Here is a 21,135-nt window from a genome sequence, read left to right as displayed (position 1 = left end):
GACAAGGAGACGAGACCCATGACGGTGAAGACCTTCCGGCCCGAGGACCTCGAGCCCATCGAGCGCGCCAGCCAGGACGAGCTGCGCGCGCTGCAGCTGCAGCGCCTGAAGTGGACACTCAAGCATGCCTACGAGAACGTCCCGCACTACCGGGCCGCCTTCGACGCCAAGGGCGTGCATCCCGACGACCTGAAGGACCTGGCCGACCTGCGCCTGTTCCCGTTCACGACCAAGAAGGACCTGCGCGACAACTACCCGTTCGGCCTCTTCGCGGTGCCGCGCGAGCAGGTCGTGCGGGTGCACGCGTCCTCGGGCACCACCGGCAAGCCGACGGTGGTGGGCTACACGCGGCGCGACATCGACACCTGGGCCGATCTGGTCGCGCGCTCGCTGCGCGCCGCCGGCACGCGCTCGGGCGACATCGTCCATGTCGCCTACGGCTACGGCCTGTTCACCGGCGGCCTGGGCGCGCATTACGGCGCCGAGCGGCTGGGCTGCACCGTGATTCCGATGTCGGGCGGCCAGACCGAGAAGCAGGTCCAGCTGATCCAGGACTTCAAGCCCGACGTGATCATGGTCACGCCGAGCTACATGCAGGTGATCGTCGAGGAATTCGTGCGCCAGGGCCTGGACCCGCGCGCGAGCTCGCTCAAGACCGGCGTGTTCGGCGCCGAGCCCTGGACCGAGGCGATGCGCCGCGAGATCGAGCACAAGGCCGGCATCGACGCGGTCGACATCTACGGCCTGTCCGAGGTGATGGGCCCCGGCGTCGCGTCCGAGTGCATCGAGACCAAGGACGGCCCAGTGATCTGGGAGGACCACTTCTATCCCGAGATCATCGACCCCGAGACCGGCGAGGTGCTGCCCGAGGGCTCGGAGGGCGAGCTCGTCTTCACCTCGCTGAGCAAGGAGGCGCTGCCGGTGATCCGCTACCGCACGCGCGACCTCACGCGGCTGCTGCCGCCGACGGCGCGCAGCATGCGCCGCATGGGCAAGATCGTCGGCCGCAGCGACGACATGCTGATCATCCGCGGCGTCAACCTGTTCCCGACGCAGATCGAGGAACTGGTGCTCGCCGAGCCCGGCCTGTCCGGCCAGTACCAGATCGTCGTCAGCCGCGACGGCCACCTCGACGAGGTCGAGGTGCGCTGCGAGCTGTCGGCCGCGGGCGGCGACGCGCAGGCGGCGAGCCGCTCGCTGCAGCACCGCATCAAGACGCTGATCGGCGTGTCGACCCGCGTGACGGTCGGCGCCCCCGATTCGATCGAACGCACGCTGGTGGGCAAGGCGCGCCGCGTCGTCGACCAGCGTCCGAAGCATTCGTAAGGAGTCCCCATGTACACGCAAGCCATGAGCGTCGGTCCGCAGGACCAGGCGGCCAAGCTGCAGACCGCCGAGGAGCAGCAGCGCAACGAGGCCTTCGAGGCCCGCATCGACGCGGGCGACTTCATCGAGGCCAAGGACTGGATGCCCGAGCACTACCGCAAGACGCTGGTGCGGCAGATCAGCCAGCATGCGCATTCCGAGATCGTCGGCATGCTGCCCGAGGGCAACTGGATCACGCGCGCCCCGACGCTCAAGCGCAAGGCCATCCTGCTGGCCAAGGTGCAGGACGAGGGCGGGCACGGGCTCTACCTGTACTCGGCCGCGGAGACGCTGGGCACCAGCCGCGACCAGATGCTGGACGCGCTGCACAACGGCAAGGCCAAGTACAGCTCGATCTTCAACTACCCGACGCTGACCTGGGCCGACATCGGCGTGATCGGCTGGCTGGTCGACGGCGCGGCGATCATGAACCAGGTGCCGCTGTGCCGCTGCTCCTACGGGCCGTATGCGCGCGCGATGATCCGCATCTGCCGCGAGGAGTCCTTCCATCAGCGCCAGGGCTACGAGAGCCTGCTGGTCATGATGCGCGAGGGCACCGCGGCGCAGAAGGCCATGGTCCAGGACGCGGTGAACCGCTGGTGGTGGCCGTCGCTGATGATGTTCGGCCCGGCGGACAAGGACTCGCCGAACTCCGAGCAGTCGATGCGCTGGGGCATCAAGCGCCTGACCAACGACGAGCTGCGTCAGAAGTTCGTCGACGCGACCGTGCCGCAGGCCGAGCTGCTCGGCGTGACGCTGCCCGACCCCGACCTGAAGTGGAATGCCCAGCGCGAGCAGCACGACTTCGGCGCGATCGACTGGGACGAGTTCTGGCGCGTCGTCGGCGGCAACGGGCCCTGCAACACCGAGCGGCTGGCCACCCGCGTCAAGGCCTGGGAGGAGGGCGCCTGGGTGCGCGACGCCGCGCTGGCCCACGCGAACAAGCGCGCCACCGCCGCCCAGGCGGCCTGATCGCGCGACCAGGCCCTCCGACACGACCTTCCAAGCACACGCATCATGAGCATCAACCAAACGACCGGCGCCAATGAATGGCCCCTGTGGGAAGTCTTCGTCCGCAACAAGGCGGGCCTGGACCACAAGCATTGCGGCAGCCTGCATGCGCCCGACGCGAAGATGGCCCTGCAGATGGCCCGCGACGTCTACACCCGCCGCCAGGAAGGCGTCAGCATCTGGGTCGTTCCCTCGTCGGCGATCGTCGCGTCGGATCCGGGCGAGAAGTCGATGATGTTCGACCCGATGGAGGACAAGGTGTATCGCCACCCCACCTTCTATGACCTGCCCGCCTCGCTGGACCACATGTGAGGACCGGACGATGAGCACTTCCGTTCAACCCGGCCAGCGCGCGGACGTCCAGTACCTGCTGCGCATCGGCGATGCCTGCCTGGTGCTGTCGCACCGGATCTCGGAATGGATCGGCCACTCGCCGGTGCTGGAAGAGGACCTGGCGCTGGGCAACATCGCGCTGGACCTGCTGGGCCAGGCGCGTGCGCTGCTGACCCGCGCCGGCCAGCTCAACGAGCAGCCGCTGGACGAGGACCAGCTCGCCTACCTGCGCGAGGAGCGCCACTACCTGAACCCCGTGCTGATGGAGCTGCCGCGCGGCGACTTCGCGTTCACTCAGGCGCGCAACCTGGTCTCCGCCTGCTGGCTGCTGCCGCTGTGGACGCGGCTGCAGGCCTCCAGCGACGCGGAGGTCGCCGCCATCGCCGCCAAGGCGGTGAAGGAGGTCCGCTATCACCAGCAGCATGCCGCCGAGTGGGTCGTGCGTCTGGGCGACGGCAGCGAGGAGTCGACCCGTCGCATGACGGCCGCGCTGGCGGCGCTCTGGCCCTACGTGAACGAGCTGTTCGCGTCGGATGCGGTCGATGCGGCTGCCGAGGCGAGCGGACTGGGCCCGGCCTGGTCCTCGCTCAAGCCGGACTGGGACGCCGCGATGGACGAGGTGCTGGCAGAGGCGCGCCTGGCCCGCCCGAAGGACACGCCGCACGTCTACGCCGGCGTGCGCGGCGTCCACAGCGAGCACATGGGCCACATGCTGGCGACGATGCAGTCGTTGCAGCGCGCCTACCCCGGCGGGGTGTGGTGAGCGCGGCCACGCCCAACGCTTCGAGGACCACCATGAACGCTGCCCCGACGCCCTCGCACCTGGGCTGGCTGTCGTCGCTGACGCCGGCCGGTCCGCGTCCGGCCCCGTCCGACACGGGTCCCGGTCCCACCGACCGCGGCTGCGGGCGCCTGTCCGCCGCCTGGGAAGTGCTGTCGCAGGTCCTCGATCCCGAGGTGCCGGCGGTGTCGCTGGTCGAGCTCGGCATCGTGCGCGACCTGCTCGAGACCGCCGATGGCCTGGAGGTCGTGCTGACGCCGACCTACTCCGGCTGTCCCGCGACCGAGGCGATCGAGCAGAGCGTGCGCGAGGCGCTGGCCCGCTTCGGCGAGATCACCGTCACGATGCGCCGGGCGCCCGCCTGGACCACCGACTGGATTACCGGCGAGGGCCGCGAGAAGCTGCGCCGCTACGGCATCGCGCCGCCGGGGCCGGTGGACGCGGGGCTGGGGGTGCCGGTGCGCATCGTCCGCCGCCGCGAGGCCATCGCCTGCCCGCGCTGCGGCAGCGCGCACACCGAGCAGCTGTCCGCATTCGGATCGACCGCCTGCAAGTCGCTGTACCGCTGCCTCGCCTGCCGCGAGCCCTTCGAACACTTCAAGCCGATCTGAGCCGCCGCCGGTCGCGCGTCCTTTCACGATTTCCGAGCCATCGCCATGAGCCTGCACTTCCACCCGCTGCGCCTGCGCGCCAAGCATCAGGACACCGACGACGCCGTCGTGCTGTGCTTCGACGTCCCCGAGGCGCTGCGCGAGACCTTCCGCTTCACGCAGGGCCAGTACCTGACGCTGCGCGGCGACGTCGGCGGCCAGGACCTGCGCCGTTCGTACTCGATCTGTGCCGGCGTCGACGACGGCGAGCTGCGCGTGGGCGTGCGCCAGGTCGATGGCGGCGCCTTCTCCACCTGGGTGCATCGGCACCTGAAGGCCGGCGACGAGGTCCAGGTCTTCCCGCCGCAGGGCCGCTTCCACGTGCCCATCGATCCGGCGTCGGCGCGGCATTACGTCGGCATCGCGGCGGGCTCGGGCATCACGCCCATCCTGTCGATCATGAAGACCGTGCTGGCGCGCGAGCCGATGAGCCGCTTCACGCTGATCTACGGCAACCGCCGGCCGGCCTCGGCGATGTTCAAGGAAGAGCTCGAGGACCTGAAGAACCGCTACATGACGCGGCTGACGCTGCATCACGTGTTCTCGCGCGAGCATGTCGACGCGCCGCTGATGGCGGGCCGGCTGGACCAGGCCAAGCTGGGCGAGTTCCTGGCCGGGCCGGTGCCGGCGGCCGGCATCGACCAGGTCTTCGTCTGCGGGCCCTTCGAGATGAACGAGCAGGCCGAGGCCGCGCTGCGCGCCGCCGGCGTGCCCGAGGACCGCATCCACATCGAGCGCTTCGGAACGCCCGAGATGCAGACCGGCCGTCCGGCGCCGCACGAGATCCATGCGGAGGACGCCGAGGCCGCCAAGGTGCTCGTGATCCGCGACGGCGTCTCGCGCGAGATCGAGTTCCGCAAGAGCGATCCCAGCCTGCTCGACGCCGCGGCGCGGGCCGGGATGGACGTGCCGTTTTCCTGCAAATCGGGCGTGTGCTCGACCTGCCGCTGCAAGCTGATCGAGGGCGAGGTCCGGATGGATAAGAATTTCGCCCTCGAGAAGCACGAGGTGGCGGCCGGATTCATCCTCAGCTGTCAGGCCCACGCCCTGACGCCGCGCGTCGTGATCTCGTTCGACGAACGCTGATTCACAAGGAAAACAACACCCATGGCCCGAGGTCGCGCCCCCGGATTCGATGCCACCCGCGAGGAGATCCTCGCGCAGGCCGCCCGACTTTTCGCCAACCAGGGCTACCCGGCCACCTCGATGAACCAGGTCGCCGAGGCCTGCGAGGTCAGCAAGCCCACGCTGTATCACTACGTGCGCGACAAGCATGAGCTGCTCGCGCAGATCTGCCAGAACCACCTGCAGCACCTGGTCGACCTGGTCGACGAGGTGAGCGCGCAGGGCCTGCCGCCGCAGGATCACCTGCGTGGCCTGATCCATCGCTTCGTGCAGGCCTACGGCGAGGCGCAGAACGAGCACCGCGTGCTGACCGAGGACCTGAAGTTCCTGGACGACGAGCACCGCGAGCGCATGGTCGAGGTCGAGCGCCAGGTGGTGGGCCGCTTCGCCGACGCGGTGGCCGCGGTGCGGCCGGAGCTGCGCGGCGCCCACCTGCACAAGCCGCTGACCATGCTGCTGTTCGGCATGATCAACTGGACCTTCACCTGGCTGCGCCCCGATGGCGCGCTGACCTACGAGGCGGTCGCGCCGATGGTGGCCGACCTCTTCTTCGGCGGCCTGGGGGCGGTCCGGACCGAAGCCGCCGACCCGGCCCCGCGCGATCCCGCGCCGCAAGTCTCATGAAGGTTTCGCGGACGAGCATCGCCCCCTTGCAGTCGCAGTAGCAGTACCTCCCATTCCCTTGCGTTCCTGAACAACGACATTCCAAGGAGACGACATGACACGCATCGAGAAGACCCTGGTGGCCGTGGCCGGCACCGCGCTGATGGCGCTGGGCGGCGCCGCCCGCGCCGACATCAACGTCGGCGTGACGGTCTCGGCGACGGGGCCAGCGGCCTCGCTGGGCATCCCGGAGAAGAACACCTTCGCGCTGATGCCCAAGACCATCGCGGGGCAGAAGGTCAACTACATCGTGCTGGACGACGCGTCGGACACGACGACCGCGGTGGCCAACACCCGCAAGCTGATCACCGAGCACAAGGTCGACGTGGTGGTGGGCTCGACGGTGACGCCGAACTCGCTGGCGATGATCGACGCGGTGTCGGAGGCGCAGGTGCCGATGATTTCGATGGCGGCGTCGGCGCGCATCGTCGAGCCGATGGACGCGAAGAAGAAGTGGGTCTTCAAGACGCCGCAGAACGACATCATGATGGCGCTGGCCATCGCCACCCACATGCAGGCGCAGGGCGTGAAGACGGTGGCCTACATCGGCTTCGCCGATGCGTATGGCGAGGGCTGGTACGGCGAGTTCAACAAGGTCGCCGCCAGCAAGGGCCTGAGCATCGTCGCCAACGAGCGCTACAACCGCACCGACACCTCGGTGACCGGCCAGGTGCTGAAGATCATGGCGGCCAAGCCGGACGCGGTGCTGGTGGGCGGCAGCGGCACGCCGGCGGCACTGCCGCAGAAGACGCTCAAGGAGCGCGGCTACCAGGGCAAGTACTACCAGACCCACGGCGTGGCCAACAACGACTTCCTGCGCGTGGGCGGCAAGGATGTCGAGGGCACCTTCCTGCCGGCCGGCCCGGTGCTGGTGGTGGACCAGCTGCCGGCCGACCATCCGGCCAAGAAGAGCGCCAAGGCCTATGTGACCGAGTACGAGAAGGCCTACGGCAAGGGCAGCGTGTCGACCTTCGGCGGCCATGCCTGGGATGCGGGCCTGCTGCTGCAGGCGGCGATCCCGAACGCGATCAAGAAGGCCCAGCCCGGCACGCCGCAGTTCCGCGCGGCGCTGCGCGACGCGCTCGAAGGCGTGAAGGAACTGCCCGGCGCGCATGGCGTGTTCACCATGTCCGCCAACGACCACCTGGGCCTGGATCAACGCGCCCGCGTGATGGTCAAGATCGAAAACGGAACTTGGAAGTATCAGCCATGAGTCTCAGCGCCACCCCCGTCCTCCAAAGCCTGATCGCCGGTCGCTGGATCGGCTCGACCGCCGCGCGCGGCCTGCACAGCGCCGTCAACGGACGGCTGGTGGCGCAGACCCATGCCGACGAGATCGACTTCGGCGAGAGCCTCGACTTCGCGCGACGGCAGGCGCTGCCCGCGCTGCTCGCGCTGGACTTCCAGCAGCGCGCGGCAATCCTCAAAGCGTTGGCCACCTATCTCCAGGACCGCAAGGAAGCGCTCTACGCGATCTCCGCCCACACCGGCGCCACCCGGCCGGATTCGTGGATCGACATCGAGGGCGGCTTCGGCACGCTCTTCGCGTACGCGTCGATGGGCCGGCGCGAGCTGCCGTCCAGCAACATCGTTCATGAAGGCCCGGCTCAGCAGCTCGGCAAGGTCGGCCAGTTCATGGGCACGCACGTGCTGGTGCCCAAGCGCGGGATCGCCGTCCACATCAACGCGTTCAACTTCCCGATGTGGGGAATGCTGGAGAAGTTCGCGCCGAGCTTCCTCGCCGGCATGCCCTGCATCGTCAAGCCGGCCACCGCCACGAGCTACGTTGCCGAGGCCTGCGTGCGCATGATCGAGGAGTCCGGCCTGCTGCCGGCCGGCGCGTTGCAGCTGGTTATCGGGGGGTCCGGCGATCTGCTGGACCGGCTGGAAGAGACCGATGTGGTGACCTTCACCGGCTCGGCGGACACGGCGGCGCAGCTGCGCGTCAATGCGAACCTGATCCGCCGCTCGGTGCCGTTCAACGCCGAGGCGGACAGCCTGAACTGCGCGATCCTGGCGCCGGATGTGCAGCCGGGCGATCCCGAATTCGATCTCTTCGTCAAGGAAGTGATGCGGGAGATGAGCGCCAAGGCCGGCCAGAAGTGCACGGCGATCCGGCGCGCGATCGTGCCGGCGGCGCAGGCCGATGCGGTGGCCGCGGCGCTGCGCGAGCGGCTGGCGAAGATCAAGATCGGCGATCCGTCCATCGAGGGCGTGCGCATGGGCGCGCTGGCGTCGAAGGCGCAGCAGGCCGACGTGGCTGAGCGCCTGGCGCAGTTGGCGCAGGGCAACGAGATCGTCTTCGGCGAACGCGACGGCTTCGCGCCGGTGGGCGAGGGCGTTGGCGATGGCGCCTTCTTCGCGCCGACGCTGCTGCTGTGCCGCAACGCGATGCGCAACGAGGCGGTGCACAGCGTCGAGGCCTTCGGGCCGGTGTCGACGCTGATGACCTACGGCGACTTCGACGAGGCGCTGGCGCTCGCGGCCAAGGGGCGTGGCAGCCTGGTGGGCTCGGTGATCACGAAGACGCCGGCGCTGGCGGCGCAGGCCGTGTACCACGCGGCTGCGTTCCACGGCCGGCTGCTGGTGCTGGACCGCGACGCGGCCGGTGAGTCGACGGGCCATGGCTCGCCGCTGCCGATGCTCAAGCACGGCGGCCCGGGCCGCGCGGGCGGCGGCGAGGAGCTCGGCGGCATCCGGGCGGTGAAGCACTACCTGCAGCGCTGCGCGGTGCAGGCCTCGCCGACGATGCTGACGGCGATCACCGGCGAGTACGTGCGCGGCGGCAAGGTGACGGAGGACGCGATCCATCCGTTCCGCAAGCACTTCGAGGAGATCCAGGTCGGCGACTCGCTGCTGACGCACCGGCGCACGGTGTCGGAGGCGGACATCGTCAACTTCGGCGGCATCAGCGGCGACTACTTCTACATGCACTTCGACGAGGTCGCCGCCAAGGACACGCAATTCGGCCAGCGCATCGCGCACGGCTACTTCGTGCTGTCGGCGGCGGCGGGGCTGTTCGTGTCGCCGGCGCCGGGGCCGGTGCTGGCGAATTACGGGCTGGACACGCTGCGCTTCGTGAATCCGGTGGCGATCGGCGACACCATCCAGGCGCGACTGACCTGCAAGCGCCGCATCGACCGCGGCAATCGCCCGGACCAGCCGCCGCAAGGCGTGGTGGCGTGGGACGTGCAGGTGACCAACCAGCGCGGCGAGCTCGTCGCGAGCTACGACATCCTGACGCTGGTCGCCAAGAAGGCCTGAACCCGGCCGCCGGATCCGGCGGCGCGGTCGCAACCTTCGTATGGCTTATCAAGCGGCCGATCGCTTCCTACATTGAGCGCATCGCAGCTTGAGGCCGCCAGGCCGTTCGCCATGATCCACGTCGACCAGACCTACATCGACGGCCGTTTCCTCCCCGCCACCGGCGAGGAAGAGGTCGACATCGTCAACCCCGCGGACGAGACGGTGATCGGCCGCGCGCGCATGGCCAGTCGCGAGGACGCGCGCCGCGCGATCGAGGCCGCCGTCCGCGCGCAGCCCGACTTCGGCCGCACCGCGGTGGCGGACCGCGTGGCCATGCTGGAGCGGCTGCAGGTCGCGATGCTCGCGAATGCCGATGCGCTGCGCGAGTCCTCCATCCTCGAGTACGGCGGCCCGGTGGCGCGGTCCCAATGGGTGGCCAGCTACGCGTCGCAGTGCTTCGGCGACGCCGCCCGCACGCTGTCGAGTTATGTCTTCGAGCGGCCCGTGGGCGTGGACGGCGTGTCGATCCTGCAGATGCGGCCGGTCGGCGTGTCGGGGCTCTTCGCGCCGTGGAATGCCGCCGCGGGGACGATCGCCAGCAAGCTCGCCGCGGCCATCGCCGCGGGCTGCGCGACGGTGATCAAGCCCAGCGAGCTGAGCCCCTGGCAGGCGCTGGTGATCACCCGCGCGATCCATGACGCGGCGCTGCCGCCGGGCGTCGTCAACGTCGTGACCGGCCGCGGCGCGGACGTGGGCGCCGAGATCGGCACCCATCCCGGCGTGGCCAAGCTGTCCTTCACCGGCTCGACGCCGACCGGCCAGTTGATCGCGCGCGCCGCGGTGGAGTCGATGAAGCGGGTGAGCCTGGCGCTCACCGGCAAGTCGGCCTCGCTGCTGCTCGACGATGCCGACCTGCGCGTCGCCGTGCCGCTGGCCCTGGGCGCGGCCTTCATGAACAGCGGGCAGGCCTGCGTCGCCGGCACGCGGCTGCTGGTGCCGCGCGCGCGGCTGGCCGAGGTCGTCGAGCAGGTGCGGACCGCGGTCGCGACGATGCGCGTCGGCGATCCGCGCGATCCGGCGACGGCGATCGGCCCGATGGTCAGCCGTACCCAGTTCGAGCGCATCCAGCGCTACATCCGGCGCGGCCAGGAACAGGGCGCCACCCTGGTGGTCGGTGGCGAAGGTCGCCCCGAGGGACTGGCGCGCGGCTGGTTCGTGCGACCTACCGTCTTCACCGACGTGCGCAACGACATGGACATCGCGCGCGAGGAGATCTTCGGGCCGGTGCTGTCCATCCTGCCGGTGGACTCGGAGGAGCAGGCGATCGCGATCGCCAACGACTCGCCCTACGGTCTCCAGGGCTATGTGTTCTCGGCCGATGAAGCGCGGGCCCGCCGCGTGGCCGGGCGGATCGAGACCGGCACGGTGCTGGTCAACCGCGTGGCGCCCGACCTGCTCGCGCCGTTCGGCGGGGTGAAGCTGTCGGGGCAGGGACGGGAGTTCGGAGTGATGGGCTTGGAAGCCTTCCTCGAACCCAGGACCATCACGATCGGCTGATCCCAGGCGGGGAGGGGCGTCGCTTCGGCAAAGCCGCAGCGGCGCCCAGGAAGTCCGGCCTTGAGTGGCACGGACGGGCCGCCCACACTGCGGCCTTCCTTCCACCTCGCCGCTCACGACCTTGGACCTCCTCACCACGCCTGTCATCGCCGGACTGCTCTTCACCGGGACCCTGGCCCTTGTCGCCCTGATGGCCTGGCGGGGCGGCAGCGAGCGGCGCGACGTCACCTTCCTCGCTTCCGCGGCCGGCTTCGGCGGCGTGTGCACGGCGATCGCCGTCGTGGTCTGAACCGGTGCGCTGCTCGCGCGCCGGATACGACCCGTTGCGAACTCGACGCCCCTGACGCCGCTGCGTGATTCGGCCTCGCGCCAGAATGCGTCGCAGCATTCAGACCGGGGAAGGGAAAAGGGCATGCGTGTTCTGCTCGTCGAGGATTCCGAGTTCATTCGCACGCAGTTCCTGCGGCTCTTCGAAGGCTTGGCCTTCGTCGAGGTGGTGGGTTATGCGGATAGCGAAGAGGACGCGGTCCAGGCGATCCCGGCGCTCAAGCCGGACGTGGTGCTGGTCGACCTCAACCTGCAGGTGGGCTCCGGCATGCATGTGCTGAGCCGCGCGCGCCGCGGTGGCTACACCGGCAAGCTGTGGGTGCTCAGCAGCCGCGACCCGGACTTCTACCGCTCGCTGTGCGAGAAGCATGGCGCCGACGGCTTCTACGACAAGGCCCACGACCAGCTCCAACTGCTCGACGACCTGCGGGTGCTGGCCGGCGAGAAGCCGGTGTTCTAGGAACGTCTTCAGACCCCGTCCTGGCGTCCTCGCCGATGAAGGCGCTCATGCGCCGTAGGCCGCCATGAAGACCCGCACGGCCTCGCGCAAAAGCGCGCGGTTTTCGCGGGGCTCCGGCGTCTCCAGCTTCAGCAGCCCGCGCATGTGCGCGGAGCCGAAGAACATCGACAGGAACAGGTCCGCGGCCTGAGGCGGGTGCCGCACCTTCAGCGTGCCGGCCGCGTGGGCTCGGCGCAGGTAGGTGGCCAGCTCGCCCATCACGCGCTCCGGGCCTTCCCGGTAGAACGCCTGGCAGGCTTCCGGCTGCACCCCCGCGACGCCGTAGATGGCGCGCAACGCCCCCAGGGCGTCGTCCCCGCGGGCCAGTGCGAGAAAGCGGGTGCCGATCGCGAGCAACGCCTTCTCGGGCTGCTCCGGATCCAGCGCCCCGGCGCCGGGGACGCCCGCCACCACTGGCGCCGACCGGTCGCGCACGACCGCCTGGAACAGCCCTTCCTTCGAGCCGAAGTTGTTGTAGACGGTCATCTTGGAGACGCCTGCGTCCGCGGCGATCGCGTCCACGCTGGCACGCTCCAGGCCGTGCTCGTTGAAGTGCTTCTGCGCCGCTTCCAGGATGCGTCGGCTGCGCTCCGGATCGCGTGGCCGCCCGCGTTGGGGCTTGGGAGCGGGAGTCGGGGTCGAAGGCATGGACGCAATTAGTGGACTTGACAGTTCACTATAGCGGCCGCACATTAATGGACTTGAAAGTCCAATAATTTACGCAAGCTTGCGTACTCCCCTTGCAACACGGAGCCCTCACCATGGATGACGTCATCATCATCGGCGGCAGCTTTGCCGGTCTCGCCGCCGCCCTGCAGCTTGGCCGCGCCCGCCGCCAGGTCACTGTCCTGGACACCGGCCTGCCGCGCAATCGCTTCGCCGGCCATTCGCATGGCCTGCTCGGCCACGATCACAAGTCACCGCTGGACATCCTGGCCGAGGCGCGGCTGCAGCTGTCGCGCTACCCGACGGTCAAGCTGGTCAATGCGCGGGCGGACAGCGTCACCGGCGCCATCGACGATTTCTCGGTCCTCACCGGGGATGGCGAACGCCGTCGGGCACGCCGCGTGATCCTGAGTTATGGCGTGGCCGATCAGATGCCGAGCGTTCCGGGCTTCGCGGACTGCTGGGGCACGTCGATCGTGCCCTGTCCCTACTGCGATGGTTTTGAGGTCGCCGGCCAGCATTGGGGCCTGCTCTGGTCCAGCCCGCAGTCCCACCAGTCGGCGCGGCTCTTCCAGCACTGGACCGACCAGTTGACCGTCTTCGCCAACGGGCACGACATGCCGCCCGAGGTCCGGACCGATCTTGCCAACCGCGGCATCCCTGTCGCCGAGGGCCGGATCGTCGAGATCGCCCATCAAGAGGGCCGCATCGCCGCCGTTCATCTCGATGCCGACCGCCGCGTCGCGGTGGACGTGCTGTTTGCCCACCCGCGCAACAAGCCGTCCGCCAGCCTGCATGAATCGCTGGGCCTCGCCACGATCGACACGCCCACCGGCATCGTTCTCCAGGTCGACGACCGCCGCCAGACCAGCGTGCCCGGCATCTACGCCGCCGGCGACCTGGCCACGCCCTTCCTGCCCTCGGTCACCCAGGCTTCGTCGCAGGGCGCGATGGCGGGCATCTTCGCGCAACAGTCGCTGCTGGCTTGAGCGCCGGGGGCGCGGCTCCGGTTGCCCCGCCGCTAGCCGCCCCAACGCTCCAGCAGCTTGCGAAGCAGGTAGATGGCGGTAACGCCCGCCAGATAGATCGGCGTCGGATGCGTCACGCTTTGGGCCACGATGGCGAGCACGAGCAGGCAGATGAAGATGATTGCGTCGTGGTTCATGGGAGGAAGGCGCTGTTGAAGCCGTCGACTCTAGGTTTCGAGCCGACACGACGCCAGACTTGGAGAGGCCATGGCCAACCGGCGCTGTTTGCGGTAGGGGCTGGCTCGAGCCGACCGGAACGCGAGCGGATTTGACCGCTCGTAGAATCGCCGACTCCCAAGCGATGACGCCCTGGTGACGGGGCGATGACGATGACAGCAGCTGTTCCGACCGGTGCCGCGCAGACGCCGGTGGTGATCGTGGGTGCCGGCCTGGCCGGACTGACCGTGGCGCTGCACTTGGCCGATCGGGTGCCGGTGATCGTCCTGGCGAAGCGGGAGCTCAACGAGGCCGCCACGGCCTGGGCCCAGGGCGGCATCGTCGGCGTGCTCGGGTCCGACGACAGCATCGAGAGCCACGTCCGCGACACGCAGGACGCGGGCGCCGGCCTGGTCGACGAGGCGACCGCCCGCTTCATCGCCGAACGCAGCGCCGACGCCGTCGGCTGGCTGGTCGAGCAAGGGGTCCCGTTCACCCCCGACGAGCAGGGCCCGCTGGGCCTGCACCTGACCCGCGAGGGCGGCCACGCCGTGCGCCGCATCGCCCATGCCGCCGACGCGACCGGCAAGGCCATCCACGACGCGCTGCTGGCCAAGGCCGCGGCCCATCCCAACATCGAGCTGCGCCAGCGCTGGATGGCGCTGGACCTGATCACCTCGCGCCATGTGCAGCGCGAGGAGCCGTCGCGCTGCTACGGTATCTACGCGCTCGACATGGACGCGCAACGCGTGGACGCGATCGCCGCCCGCGCCGTGGTGATGGCCACCGGCGGCGCCGGCAAGGTCTATCGCTACACGACCAATCCGGATACCTCCACCGGCGACGGCATCGCCATGGCCTGGCGCGCGGGCTGCCGCATCGCCAACATGGAGTTCATCCAGTTCCACCCGACCTGCCTCTACCACCCGCAGGAACGCAGCTTCCTGATCACCGAAGCGTTGCGCGGCGAGGGTGGTCATCTCAAGCTGCCGGACGGCACCCGCTTCATGGCGGCGCATGACGAGCGCCTGGAGCTCGCGCCGCGCGACGTCGTCGCCCGCGCGATCGACTTCGAGATGAAGAAGCACGGCCTGGACCACGTCTGGCTGGACGCCACCCACCTGGGCGAGGCCTTCCTCAAGGAACATTTCCCGACCATCCACGCACGCTGCCTGGCGCTGGGCATCGACATCGCCCACCAGCCCATCCCGGTTGTGCCGGCGGTGCACTTCACCTGCGGCGGCGTCGTGTCCGACCTGCAGGGGCGCGCCGACCTGCCCGGCCTGTATGCCGTCGGCGAGACCGCCCACACCGGCCTGCACGGCGCCAACCGGCTGGCGAGCAACTCGCTGCTGGAGTGCGTCGTGCTCGGCCGCGGTTGCGCCTCCGACATCCTGTCGCAGCCCGAGCTCGACCCCGCGCCGCTGCCCGCCTGGGACGAGAGTCAGGTCGAGGATGCGGACGAGCAGGTGGTCATCGCCCACAACTGGGACGAGCTGCGGCTGCTGATGTGGAACTACGTCGGCATCGTGCGCACGACCAAGCGGCTGCAGCGGGCGCTGCACCGCATCGACCTGCTGCGCGCGGAGATCGACGACTACTACGCCAACTTCCGCGTCAGCCGCGACCTGCTGGAGCTGCGCAACCTGGTCGATTGCGCGGAGCTGATCGTGCGCTCGGCCCTGCTGCGGCATGAAAGCCGCGGGCTGCACTACAGCCGCGACTATCCGCGCACGCTGCCCGCCAGCCTGCCCACCGTGCTGGTGCGCAACGGCAATACGCGCTGAGCGGAGCGGGCGCCTGGCCTAGCGCTGTCTCGCCCGCAGCGCGCTGCGCGACTGCACGAATTCGAAGGCATGGGCGACCGCTTCCTTGATCGCGGCGTCGACGTCGTGGCGTTCCTGCTCGGTCAGGTAGAACGAGTAGTCCACGGCATGGCGGATGTAGCGCGGCGGCAGGCGGTTGAGCGCGACGCAGGCGACATCGGCCAGCAGCTCGGGCTCGCGGTGGATCTCGGGATACTGCGGCGCGGATTCCATCACCGCGGCGAACACTTCGCGTTCGTGGTGGTTGTAGAGCGAGGTGAAGTCCATGGGCGCGTCCTGCGGAGTGGCCGGGTTGGCCGGGATGACCGGGGATGGAGCGCAGCATCGCGCGCTCCGGCGCAAATGAAAAGCCCCCCGGCGACCCCTCGTTCGTGTGGGGCGTGAGGCTGGCATCGCGGTCCTGCGGCGACCCCCTCACCCTCGCCCTCTCCCCCTTCGGGGGCGAGGGGATGACCGGGGCGGTTGACGCTCTCACCCCGCGTGCGGAAAGAAGGGATGACCGGGGCGGTATGACTCTCTCGCCCCGCGCGCGGGGGAGGGGATGATCGCGGGCGGTATGACTCCCTCGCCCCGCGTGCGGGGAGAGGGTGGGGGTGAGGGGTCTTCCGCCGCCCTCAGGCGGCGCCGATGCCCGGCACCAGCGCACCGGCCGCCTGGCGGGCCTTGAGCTGGGCGGTGAAGTCCAGCATGCGGTCGATGCACCCCAGCGCCTGCGAGCGGATCGGCTCGTCGACGAAGATCTCCCCGCTGCCGTGCTCCAGGCAATCGACCAGCCCCTGCAGCCCATTCATCGCCATCCACGGGCAGTGCGCGCAGCTCTTGCAGGTCGCGCTGTTGCCGGCCGTCGGCGCCTCGATCAGCACCTTGCCGGGCGCCAGCTGGCGCATCGCATGCAGGATGCCGTTGTCGGTCGCGACGACATACTCGCGCGCGCTGCCCTCGACCACCGCCTTGATCAGCGCCGAGGTCGAGCCCACCACGTCCGCCTGCGCCACCACCGAGGCCGGCGACTCCGGATGGACCAGGATCATCGCGTCCGGATGCTGCTCGCGCAGCAGCTCCAGCTCCAGGCCCTTGAACTCGTCATGCACGATGCACGCGCCGTTCCACATCAGCATGTCGGCGCCGGTCTGCTCCTGGATGTAGCGGCCCAGGTGGCGATCCGGCGCCCACAGGATCTTCTCCCCGCGAGCCTTAAGCTCGCTGACGATCTCCAGCGCGCAGGAGCTGGTGACCATCCAGTCCGCGCGCGCCTTCACCGCGGCGCTGGTGTTGGCGTAGACGACCACGGTGCGGTCGGGGTGGGCATCGCAGAACGCCGCGAAGTCCTCGGCCGGGCAGCCCAGGTCCAGCGAGCAGGTGGCGTCCAGGTCGGGCATCAGCACGCGCTTCTCGGGGCCGAGGATCTTGGCGCTCTCGCCCATGAACTTCACGCCGGCCACGACCAGCGTCCGCGCCGCATGATCGCGCCCGAAGCGGGCCATTTCCAGCGAATCGGACACGATGCCGCCGGTCTCCCTGGCGAGGTCCTGCAGGTCGCCGTCCACGTAGTAGTGCGCCACCAGCACGGCGCCCTTGGCCTTGAGCAGTTCGGCGGCGCGGGCCTTCAGTTGCTGGCGCTGGCTGGGCGTCAGCGGCGCCGGCACCTTGGCCCAGGCATGGGCGGTGCAGGTGGCGCCTTGCGCGTCCTGGCGGGCGAAGTCGTAAAGAACCTGTTCCATAGGGCCGGAATTCTAGGTGTGACCGAAAAACCGGCTCGGCGGCATGCCGACCGTGCGGGTGACCATCGCGGTGAAGGCGCTGGCGCTGGCATAACCCAGCTCCGCGGCGATCACCTGCATCGGCTTGCGACGCGCGGCCAGGCGCAAGGCCTCGGCCAGCAGCGCCTGCTGCCGCCACTGGGCGTAGCTGCTGCCCAGCTCCTGCCGGAACAGCCGCGACACGGTGCGCGCGCTCGCGCCGACCTCGGCCGCCCAGTCGTCCAGGCTGGCGTGGCGCATGGGCTCGGCCAGCACCGCCTCGCACAGGCGGCGCAGGCGCTTGTCGGTCGGCAGCGCGACCCCCAGCTGCAGCGTCGGCGCGCGGCGCAGTTCGTCCAGGATCAACTGGCCGATCCAGGCCTCGCGGTCGGCGACGGCGTCGCCCGGCTCGACCTCGTCCCGGGCCAGTTGCACGGCCAGTTCCCGCAGCAGCGGCGAGACCTCCAGCACGCGGTTCGCGGCCCAGGCCGTGGCGTCCGCCGGCGGGTTCAGCAGGTAGAGCGTGCGCAGCTCGCAGCGCTCGACCGCCGTCACCGCATGGACCACGCCGGCCGGGATCCAGACCCCGCGCGAGGGGGGCACCAGGAAGGTGGCGCGGTCGGTGCTGACGCGCACGACACCGGTCACCGAGAAGACGAACTGGCCCCAGGTGTGGAAGTGCGCCTGGATGTCCATGTGCCCGTCCAGGCTGCGCGACTTGGCGCGCACCGGGCGCTCGGCGCTGGGCGCGTAGCGACGGGGATCGAGCGGCGGCAGGCTGGTCCGGCCGGGGGACTCGGGCAGCGGCGCCCGGGAGGCCCGGGACGCGTGGGGCGCGCGGGCCGCTCCGACGACGCCCGAAGGGCTGCCCCCAGGGGACGGACGGGATCGCGCCGAGGGGGCAGGGGGGGCGATGGCGGGGCGGGAGGGGTTCATGGCGGAAACTCGACAGAACTTGGCCGGCTATCGTAATTCCGTCGTGAAGGCCCTGTCACCATTTCGCCCATGAATTCCGCCACCACCACCGCCACCGCGGCCGCGCTCCCGTCGCTGAGCCCCGCGCAGAGCGCCAAGCGAGACATCCAGACCATTAGCCTGATCGGCCTGGCGCACGGCACCTCCCACTTCTTCCACATGCTGCTGCCGCCGCTGTTCCCGGTGTTCATGCGGGAATTCGGCCTGAGCTACTCCGAGCTGGGCCTGCTGGTGACGATCTTCTTCGTGATCTCCGGCGTGGGGCAGGCGCTGTCGGGCTTCCTGGTGGACAAGACCGGCGCGCGGCCGGTGCTGTTCGTCGCGCTGGGCTGCTTCGTGCTGGCCTCGCTGGCGGCGGGGACGGCGCAGGGCTTCGCCGGGCTGGCGCTGGCCGCCGCGCTCGCCGGCCTGGGCAATTCGCCCTTCCACCCGGTGGACTTCACCATCCTCAACAAGCGGGTGTCGCAGCAGCGGCTGGGCCATGCGTTCTCGGTGCACGGCATCACCGGCAACCTCGGCTGGGCGGTGGCGCCGGTGCTGCTGATCTCGATGCACGAGGCGACCGGCCAATGGCGGCTCGGCTACGCCGCGACGGCGGCCTGGGCGCTGTTCGTGATCGCCCTGCTGGCGTTCAAGCGCGACGCGATCGACGACAGCCAGGGCGCCTGGGGCCATGAGAAGGCCGGCGCGGCCAAGGCGCCGGTCGACGAGCATCCGATGGCCTTCCTGAAGCTGCCGTCGGTGTGGCTGTGCTTCTCGTTCTTCTTCTTCACGACCTCGGCGCTGAGCGCGATCCAGAGCTTCGCCTCGCCGGCGCTGTCGGCGATGTACGGCGTGAGCCTGGCCAGCACCGCCTTCGTGGTGACCGGCTACATGCTGGCGGGCGCGGCGGGGATGATCGTCGGCGGCTTCCTGGTGGCGAAGTCGCAGAACCTGGAGCGCAACATCGCCGGCGCGATGTTCGCCGCCGCCGCGCTGCTGGCGCTGACCGCCACCGGCTGGCTGCCCGCGACGGCGGCGCTGATCGCGGCGGCGACGGCCGGCTTCGGCACCGGCCTGGCGGGTCCGTCGCGCGACATGCTGATCAAGCGCGCCGCGCCCCCGGGCGCGACGGGACGCGTGTACGGCACCGTCTATTCGGGGCTGGATACCGGCTTCGCGGTGGCCGCGCCGATCTTCGGCGCGCTGATGGACCGCCACTGGAACAACGCGGTCTTCTTCGGCGCCTCGCTGGCGCTGCTGCTGGGCATCGGCGCGGCCAGCCTGGTCCGCAAGGGCCGCGGTTGATCGCCCACTGAGTTGATCAGGGCTGGGCAAGACCTGGCCCCGAACAGGGGCTTGCCCGGCGGTGTTCTACCCATAGTTGCCGCTCCCGAGGGCTTGACCGGGGCCGCGCCGCAACAGGGGACGAACGCCGGCTTGCAATGGCGGGGCTGCTCGCTACAGTGGTCCGCCATGGATCAGCACCGCACCGTCACCCGTCCCGCCGGTCACGTCCTCGTCGAGGCCCTGATCGAGCAAGGCATCACCGATGTCTTCGGCGTTCCTGGCGAGAGTTATCTCGCGGTCCTCGACGGCTTCCATGAGCATCGCGAGCGCATCCGCTTCGTGGCCTGCCGGCAGGAGGGCGGCGCCGCCTTCATGGCCGAGGCGCAGGGCAAGCTGACCGGCCGGCCCGGCATCTGCTTCGTGACGCGCGGCCCCGGCGCGACCAATGCCAGCATCGGCCTGCACACGGCCTTCCAGGACTCGACGCCGATGATCCTGTTCATCGGCCAAGTCGCCTCCGACCAGCGCGATCGCGAGGCCTTCCAGGAAGTCGATTACCGCCAGATGTTGGGCCCCGGCACGCTGGGCATGGCGAAATGGGTCGGCGAGGTGCAGGACCCGGCTCGCCTGCCCGAATACGTCGCCCGCGCCTTCCACACCGCGATGCAGGGCCGCCCCGGACCGGTCGTGCTGGTGCTGCCCGAGGACATGCTCACGCAGCCCACCGATGCACCGGTGCTGCCGCGCGCCAGGCCGGCCGTGGCCTGGCCCGCGCCGGCCGACCTGGTCGAGCTGCAGGCGCGGCTGGAGGCGGCGCAGCGGCCCTTCGTCATCGCCGGCGGCGGCGGCTGGACGCCGCAGGCCTGCGCCGCGCTGCAGGACTTCGCCCAGGCCTGGCAGCTGCCCGTGGGCTGCGCCTTCCGCTTCCAGGACCTCTACGACAACCGCGACCCGCTGTATGCGGGCGATGTCGGCATCGGCATCAATCCGGCGCTGGCCCGGCGCATCGCCGAGTCCGACCTGATCCTCGCGATCGGCCCGCGGCTGGGCGAGATGACGACCGGCGGCTACACGCTGCTGAAGGCGCCGCGCCCGGCGCAGCAACTGGTCCACATCCATGCGGGGCCCGAGGAACTGGGCCGTGTCTACGCGGCCGACCAGATGATCCAGGCCAGCATGAGCGGCGCCGCGCTGGCCCTGCAGCAGCTGCGGCCGCCGGGCGGCCATGCGGAGCTGCCGTGGCTGGAGTGGACCCGCGAGGCGCGCGCCGACTACCAGCGCAACCAGCAGGCGCTGCCGGTCGGGCCGATGGACCTGGCGGAGGTGATGCACCTGCTGGATCGCCTGCTGCCCGCCGAGACCATCTTCACCAACGGCGCCGGCAACTACAGCGGCTGGCTGCATCGCTTCCATCGCTACACCGCGCTGCATCAAGGGGGCCGCACGCAGCTCGCGCCGACCAGTGGCGCGATGGGTTACGGCTTCCCGGCGGCGGTCGCCGCGGCGCTGCTGCAGCGCGAGCGCTGGGTCGTCAACATCGCCGGCGACGGCGATTTCCTGATGACCGGCCAGGAGATGTCGACCGCCATGGCCCACGGGGCGCGCCGGCTGATCTGCGTCGTCGTCGACAACGGCAGCTACGGCACGATCCGCATGCACCAGGAGCGCGAATACCCCGGCCGCGTCAGCGGCAGCGACCTGCACAACCCCGACTTCGCCGCCCTGGCCCGCGCCTACGGCTGGCAGGCCCACAGCGCCTCGCGCACCGAGGAGGTGGAACCCGCGCTGAGAGCGGCCATCGCCGCGCAGGTGCCGACGCTGCTCCACCTGAAGCTGCCGGTGGAGATCTCCACCAGCCGCGCCACGCTCAGCAGCATCCGGGAGGCGGCGATCAAGCGCCTGGGCCACTGACGGAGAAT

Annotated in this window: 21 protein-coding genes; 16 read left to right on the top strand and 5 right to left on the bottom strand. The window is 70.1% G+C overall.

Annotation, left to right across the window (positions count from 1 at the left end; genetic code table 11):
- The first annotated feature begins 18 nt into the window (after window positions 1-18).
- The 12 genes from paaK to ACTJKJ_RS15525 all read left to right on the top strand — a co-directional run bounded on the left by paaK (window position 19) and on the right by ACTJKJ_RS15525 (window position 11,518).
- Complete coding sequence (gene paaK / locus ACTJKJ_RS15580) at window positions 19-1,326, top strand: phenylacetate--CoA ligase PaaK (RefSeq protein ID WP_440820993.1); 1,308 nt, start codon at window positions 19-21, stop codon at window positions 1,324-1,326.
- A gap of 9 nt (window positions 1,327-1,335) precedes the next feature.
- Window positions 1,336-2,337, top strand: coding sequence for a 1,2-phenylacetyl-CoA epoxidase subunit PaaA (gene paaA, locus ACTJKJ_RS15575; protein ID WP_183480832.1), 1,002 nt, complete (start codon window positions 1,336-1,338; stop codon window positions 2,335-2,337).
- 45 nt (window positions 2,338-2,382) lie between these two features.
- Window positions 2,383-2,688, top strand: coding sequence for a 1,2-phenylacetyl-CoA epoxidase subunit PaaB (gene paaB, locus ACTJKJ_RS15570; RefSeq protein WP_147242123.1), 306 nt, complete (start codon window positions 2,383-2,385; stop codon window positions 2,686-2,688).
- Between the two features lie 10 nt (window positions 2,689-2,698).
- Window positions 2,699-3,472, top strand: a complete 774-nt coding sequence (gene paaC, locus ACTJKJ_RS15565) for a 1,2-phenylacetyl-CoA epoxidase subunit PaaC (RefSeq protein WP_297383803.1) — start codon at window positions 2,699-2,701, stop codon at window positions 3,470-3,472.
- 32 nt (window positions 3,473-3,504) lie between these two features.
- Window positions 3,505-4,101 (top strand): 1,2-phenylacetyl-CoA epoxidase subunit PaaD, encoded by a 597-nt coding sequence (gene paaD, locus ACTJKJ_RS15560; protein ID WP_297383801.1) that lies wholly within the window; start codon window positions 3,505-3,507, stop codon window positions 4,099-4,101.
- A 45-nt stretch (window positions 4,102-4,146) separates the two neighbouring features.
- The gene (gene paaE, locus ACTJKJ_RS15555; RefSeq protein ID WP_297383799.1) at window positions 4,147-5,226 is read left to right on the top strand and encodes a 1,2-phenylacetyl-CoA epoxidase subunit PaaE; all 1,080 of its coding nucleotides are present in this window, start codon (window positions 4,147-4,149) and stop codon (window positions 5,224-5,226) included.
- A 21-nt stretch (window positions 5,227-5,247) separates the two neighbouring features.
- Window positions 5,248-5,889, top strand: a complete 642-nt coding sequence (locus ACTJKJ_RS15550) for a TetR/AcrR family transcriptional regulator (protein WP_091733927.1) — start codon at window positions 5,248-5,250, stop codon at window positions 5,887-5,889.
- A 94-nt stretch (window positions 5,890-5,983) separates the two neighbouring features.
- A complete protein-coding gene (locus ACTJKJ_RS15545) occupies window positions 5,984-7,141 on the top strand; it encodes an ABC transporter substrate-binding protein (protein ID WP_440820992.1) in 1,158 nt (385 codons plus the stop codon).
- Window positions 7,138-9,192, top strand: a complete 2,055-nt coding sequence (gene paaZ, locus ACTJKJ_RS15540; protein WP_297383794.1) for a phenylacetic acid degradation bifunctional protein PaaZ — start codon at window positions 7,138-7,140, stop codon at window positions 9,190-9,192. Before ACTJKJ_RS15545 ends, paaZ begins: the two co-directional genes overlap by 4 nt.
- A 111-nt stretch (window positions 9,193-9,303) precedes the next feature.
- Window positions 9,304-10,731 (top strand): aldehyde dehydrogenase family protein, encoded by a 1,428-nt coding sequence (locus ACTJKJ_RS15535; protein WP_297383792.1) that lies wholly within the window; start codon window positions 9,304-9,306, stop codon window positions 10,729-10,731.
- 121 nt (window positions 10,732-10,852) lie between these two features.
- Window positions 10,853-11,020, top strand: a complete 168-nt coding sequence (locus tag ACTJKJ_RS15530; protein WP_175538442.1) for a hypothetical protein — start codon at window positions 10,853-10,855, stop codon at window positions 11,018-11,020.
- Between the two features lie 123 nt (window positions 11,021-11,143).
- On the top strand, window positions 11,144-11,518 hold the full coding sequence (locus ACTJKJ_RS15525; RefSeq protein WP_091731985.1) for a response regulator: 375 nt from the start codon (window positions 11,144-11,146) through the stop codon (window positions 11,516-11,518).
- 45 nt (window positions 11,519-11,563) lie between these two features.
- On the opposite strand, the gene ACTJKJ_RS15520 is transcribed toward ACTJKJ_RS15525, so the two are convergent.
- Complete coding sequence (locus ACTJKJ_RS15520) at window positions 11,564-12,205, bottom strand: TetR/AcrR family transcriptional regulator (RefSeq protein ID WP_440820991.1); 642 nt, start codon at window positions 12,203-12,205, stop codon at window positions 11,564-11,566.
- 113 nt (window positions 12,206-12,318) lie between these two features.
- Between ACTJKJ_RS15520 and ACTJKJ_RS15515 the strand changes: the two genes are divergently transcribed.
- On the top strand, window positions 12,319-13,212 hold the full coding sequence (locus ACTJKJ_RS15515; protein WP_297383786.1) for an NAD(P)/FAD-dependent oxidoreductase: 894 nt from the start codon (window positions 12,319-12,321) through the stop codon (window positions 13,210-13,212).
- A 32-nt stretch (window positions 13,213-13,244) separates the two neighbouring features.
- On the opposite strand, the gene ACTJKJ_RS15510 is transcribed toward ACTJKJ_RS15515, so the two are convergent.
- Window positions 13,245-13,388 carry a hypothetical protein gene (locus ACTJKJ_RS15510; protein WP_297383784.1) on the bottom strand — a complete coding sequence of 48 codons (144 nt, stop codon included), beginning with the start codon at window positions 13,386-13,388 and terminating at the stop codon, window positions 13,245-13,247.
- Window positions 13,389-13,580: 192 nt separating this feature from the next.
- Here ACTJKJ_RS15510 and nadB point away from each other — a divergent pair, with 192 nt between their 5' ends.
- Window positions 13,581-15,194, top strand: a complete 1,614-nt coding sequence (gene nadB, locus ACTJKJ_RS15505; protein ID WP_440820990.1) for an L-aspartate oxidase — start codon at window positions 13,581-13,583, stop codon at window positions 15,192-15,194.
- 18 nt (window positions 15,195-15,212) lie between these two features.
- Here the strand turns inward: nadB and ACTJKJ_RS15500 are convergent, their stop codons facing one another.
- The 3 genes from ACTJKJ_RS15500 to ACTJKJ_RS15490 form a co-directional block, all read right to left on the bottom strand.
- Window positions 15,213-15,500: a late competence development ComFB family protein gene (locus tag ACTJKJ_RS15500; RefSeq protein ID WP_091731999.1), complete on the bottom strand. Its 288-nt coding sequence runs from the start codon at window positions 15,498-15,500 to the stop codon at window positions 15,213-15,215.
- Between the two features lie 347 nt (window positions 15,501-15,847).
- A complete protein-coding gene (nadA, locus tag ACTJKJ_RS15495) occupies window positions 15,848-16,954 on the bottom strand; it encodes a quinolinate synthase NadA (protein WP_440820989.1) in 1,107 nt (368 codons plus the stop codon).
- A 12-nt stretch (window positions 16,955-16,966) separates the two neighbouring features.
- Window positions 16,967-17,908, bottom strand: coding sequence for an AraC family transcriptional regulator (locus ACTJKJ_RS15490; protein WP_440820988.1), 942 nt, complete (start codon window positions 17,906-17,908; stop codon window positions 16,967-16,969).
- A gap of 69 nt (window positions 17,909-17,977) precedes the next feature.
- Between ACTJKJ_RS15490 and ACTJKJ_RS15485 the strand changes: the two genes are divergently transcribed.
- Window positions 17,978-19,234 (top strand): MFS transporter, encoded by a 1,257-nt coding sequence (locus ACTJKJ_RS15485; protein WP_343604698.1) that lies wholly within the window; start codon window positions 17,978-17,980, stop codon window positions 19,232-19,234.
- Window positions 19,235-19,402: 168 nt separating this feature from the next.
- Entirely contained in the window at window positions 19,403-21,127 is a 1,725-nt protein-coding gene (locus ACTJKJ_RS15480) for a thiamine pyrophosphate-binding protein (RefSeq protein ID WP_440820987.1), read from the top strand.
- Window positions 21,128-21,135: the final 8 nt, after the last annotated feature.

Source organism: Roseateles sp. 22389 (assembly GCF_052044995.1).
Taxonomy (GTDB): domain Bacteria; phylum Pseudomonadota; class Gammaproteobacteria; order Burkholderiales; family Burkholderiaceae_C; genus Roseateles.
Note: the sequence above shows the minus strand (reverse complement) of the source record. Positions and strands in the feature narration are given on the sequence as shown.

What these genes read in the sequence shown, in the direction of transcription:
- paaK (WP_440820993.1), top strand. Translation starts at nt 19, where the DNA reads ATGACGGTGAAGACCTTCCGGCCCGAGGACCTCGAGCCCATCGAGCGC.
- paaA (WP_183480832.1), top strand. Translation starts at nt 1,336, where the DNA reads ATGTACACGCAAGCCATGAGCGTCGGTCCGCAGGACCAGGCGGCCAAG.
- paaB (WP_147242123.1), top strand. Translation starts at nt 2,383, where the DNA reads ATGAGCATCAACCAAACGACCGGCGCCAATGAATGGCCCCTGTGGGAA.
- paaC (WP_297383803.1), top strand. Translation starts at nt 2,699, where the DNA reads ATGAGCACTTCCGTTCAACCCGGCCAGCGCGCGGACGTCCAGTACCTG.
- paaD (WP_297383801.1), top strand. Translation starts at nt 3,505, where the DNA reads ATGAACGCTGCCCCGACGCCCTCGCACCTGGGCTGGCTGTCGTCGCTG.
- paaE (WP_297383799.1), top strand. Translation starts at nt 4,147, where the DNA reads ATGAGCCTGCACTTCCACCCGCTGCGCCTGCGCGCCAAGCATCAGGAC.
- ACTJKJ_RS15550 (WP_091733927.1), top strand. Translation starts at nt 5,248, where the DNA reads ATGGCCCGAGGTCGCGCCCCCGGATTCGATGCCACCCGCGAGGAGATC.
- ACTJKJ_RS15545 (WP_440820992.1), top strand. Translation starts at nt 5,984, where the DNA reads ATGACACGCATCGAGAAGACCCTGGTGGCCGTGGCCGGCACCGCGCTG.
- paaZ (WP_297383794.1), top strand. Translation starts at nt 7,138, where the DNA reads ATGAGTCTCAGCGCCACCCCCGTCCTCCAAAGCCTGATCGCCGGTCGC.
- ACTJKJ_RS15535 (WP_297383792.1), top strand. Translation starts at nt 9,304, where the DNA reads ATGATCCACGTCGACCAGACCTACATCGACGGCCGTTTCCTCCCCGCC.
- ACTJKJ_RS15525 (WP_091731985.1), top strand. Translation starts at nt 11,144, where the DNA reads ATGCGTGTTCTGCTCGTCGAGGATTCCGAGTTCATTCGCACGCAGTTC.
- ACTJKJ_RS15520 (WP_440820991.1), bottom strand. Translation starts at nt 12,205, where the DNA reads ATGCCTTCGACCCCGACTCCCGCTCCCAAGCCCCAACGCGGGCGGCCA.
- ACTJKJ_RS15515 (WP_297383786.1), top strand. Translation starts at nt 12,319, where the DNA reads ATGGATGACGTCATCATCATCGGCGGCAGCTTTGCCGGTCTCGCCGCC.
- ACTJKJ_RS15510 (WP_297383784.1), bottom strand. Translation starts at nt 13,388, where the DNA reads ATGAACCACGACGCAATCATCTTCATCTGCCTGCTCGTGCTCGCCATC.
- nadB (WP_440820990.1), top strand. Translation starts at nt 13,581, where the DNA reads ATGACAGCAGCTGTTCCGACCGGTGCCGCGCAGACGCCGGTGGTGATC.
- ACTJKJ_RS15500 (WP_091731999.1), bottom strand. Translation starts at nt 15,500, where the DNA reads ATGGACTTCACCTCGCTCTACAACCACCACGAACGCGAAGTGTTCGCC.
- nadA (WP_440820989.1), bottom strand. Translation starts at nt 16,954, where the DNA reads ATGGAACAGGTTCTTTACGACTTCGCCCGCCAGGACGCGCAAGGCGCC.
- ACTJKJ_RS15490 (WP_440820988.1), bottom strand. Translation starts at nt 17,908, where the DNA reads ATGAACCCCTCCCGCCCCGCCATCGCCCCCCCTGCCCCCTCGGCGCGA.
- ACTJKJ_RS15485 (WP_343604698.1), top strand. Translation starts at nt 17,978, where the DNA reads ATGAATTCCGCCACCACCACCGCCACCGCGGCCGCGCTCCCGTCGCTG.
- ACTJKJ_RS15480 (WP_440820987.1), top strand. Translation starts at nt 19,403, where the DNA reads ATGGATCAGCACCGCACCGTCACCCGTCCCGCCGGTCACGTCCTCGTC.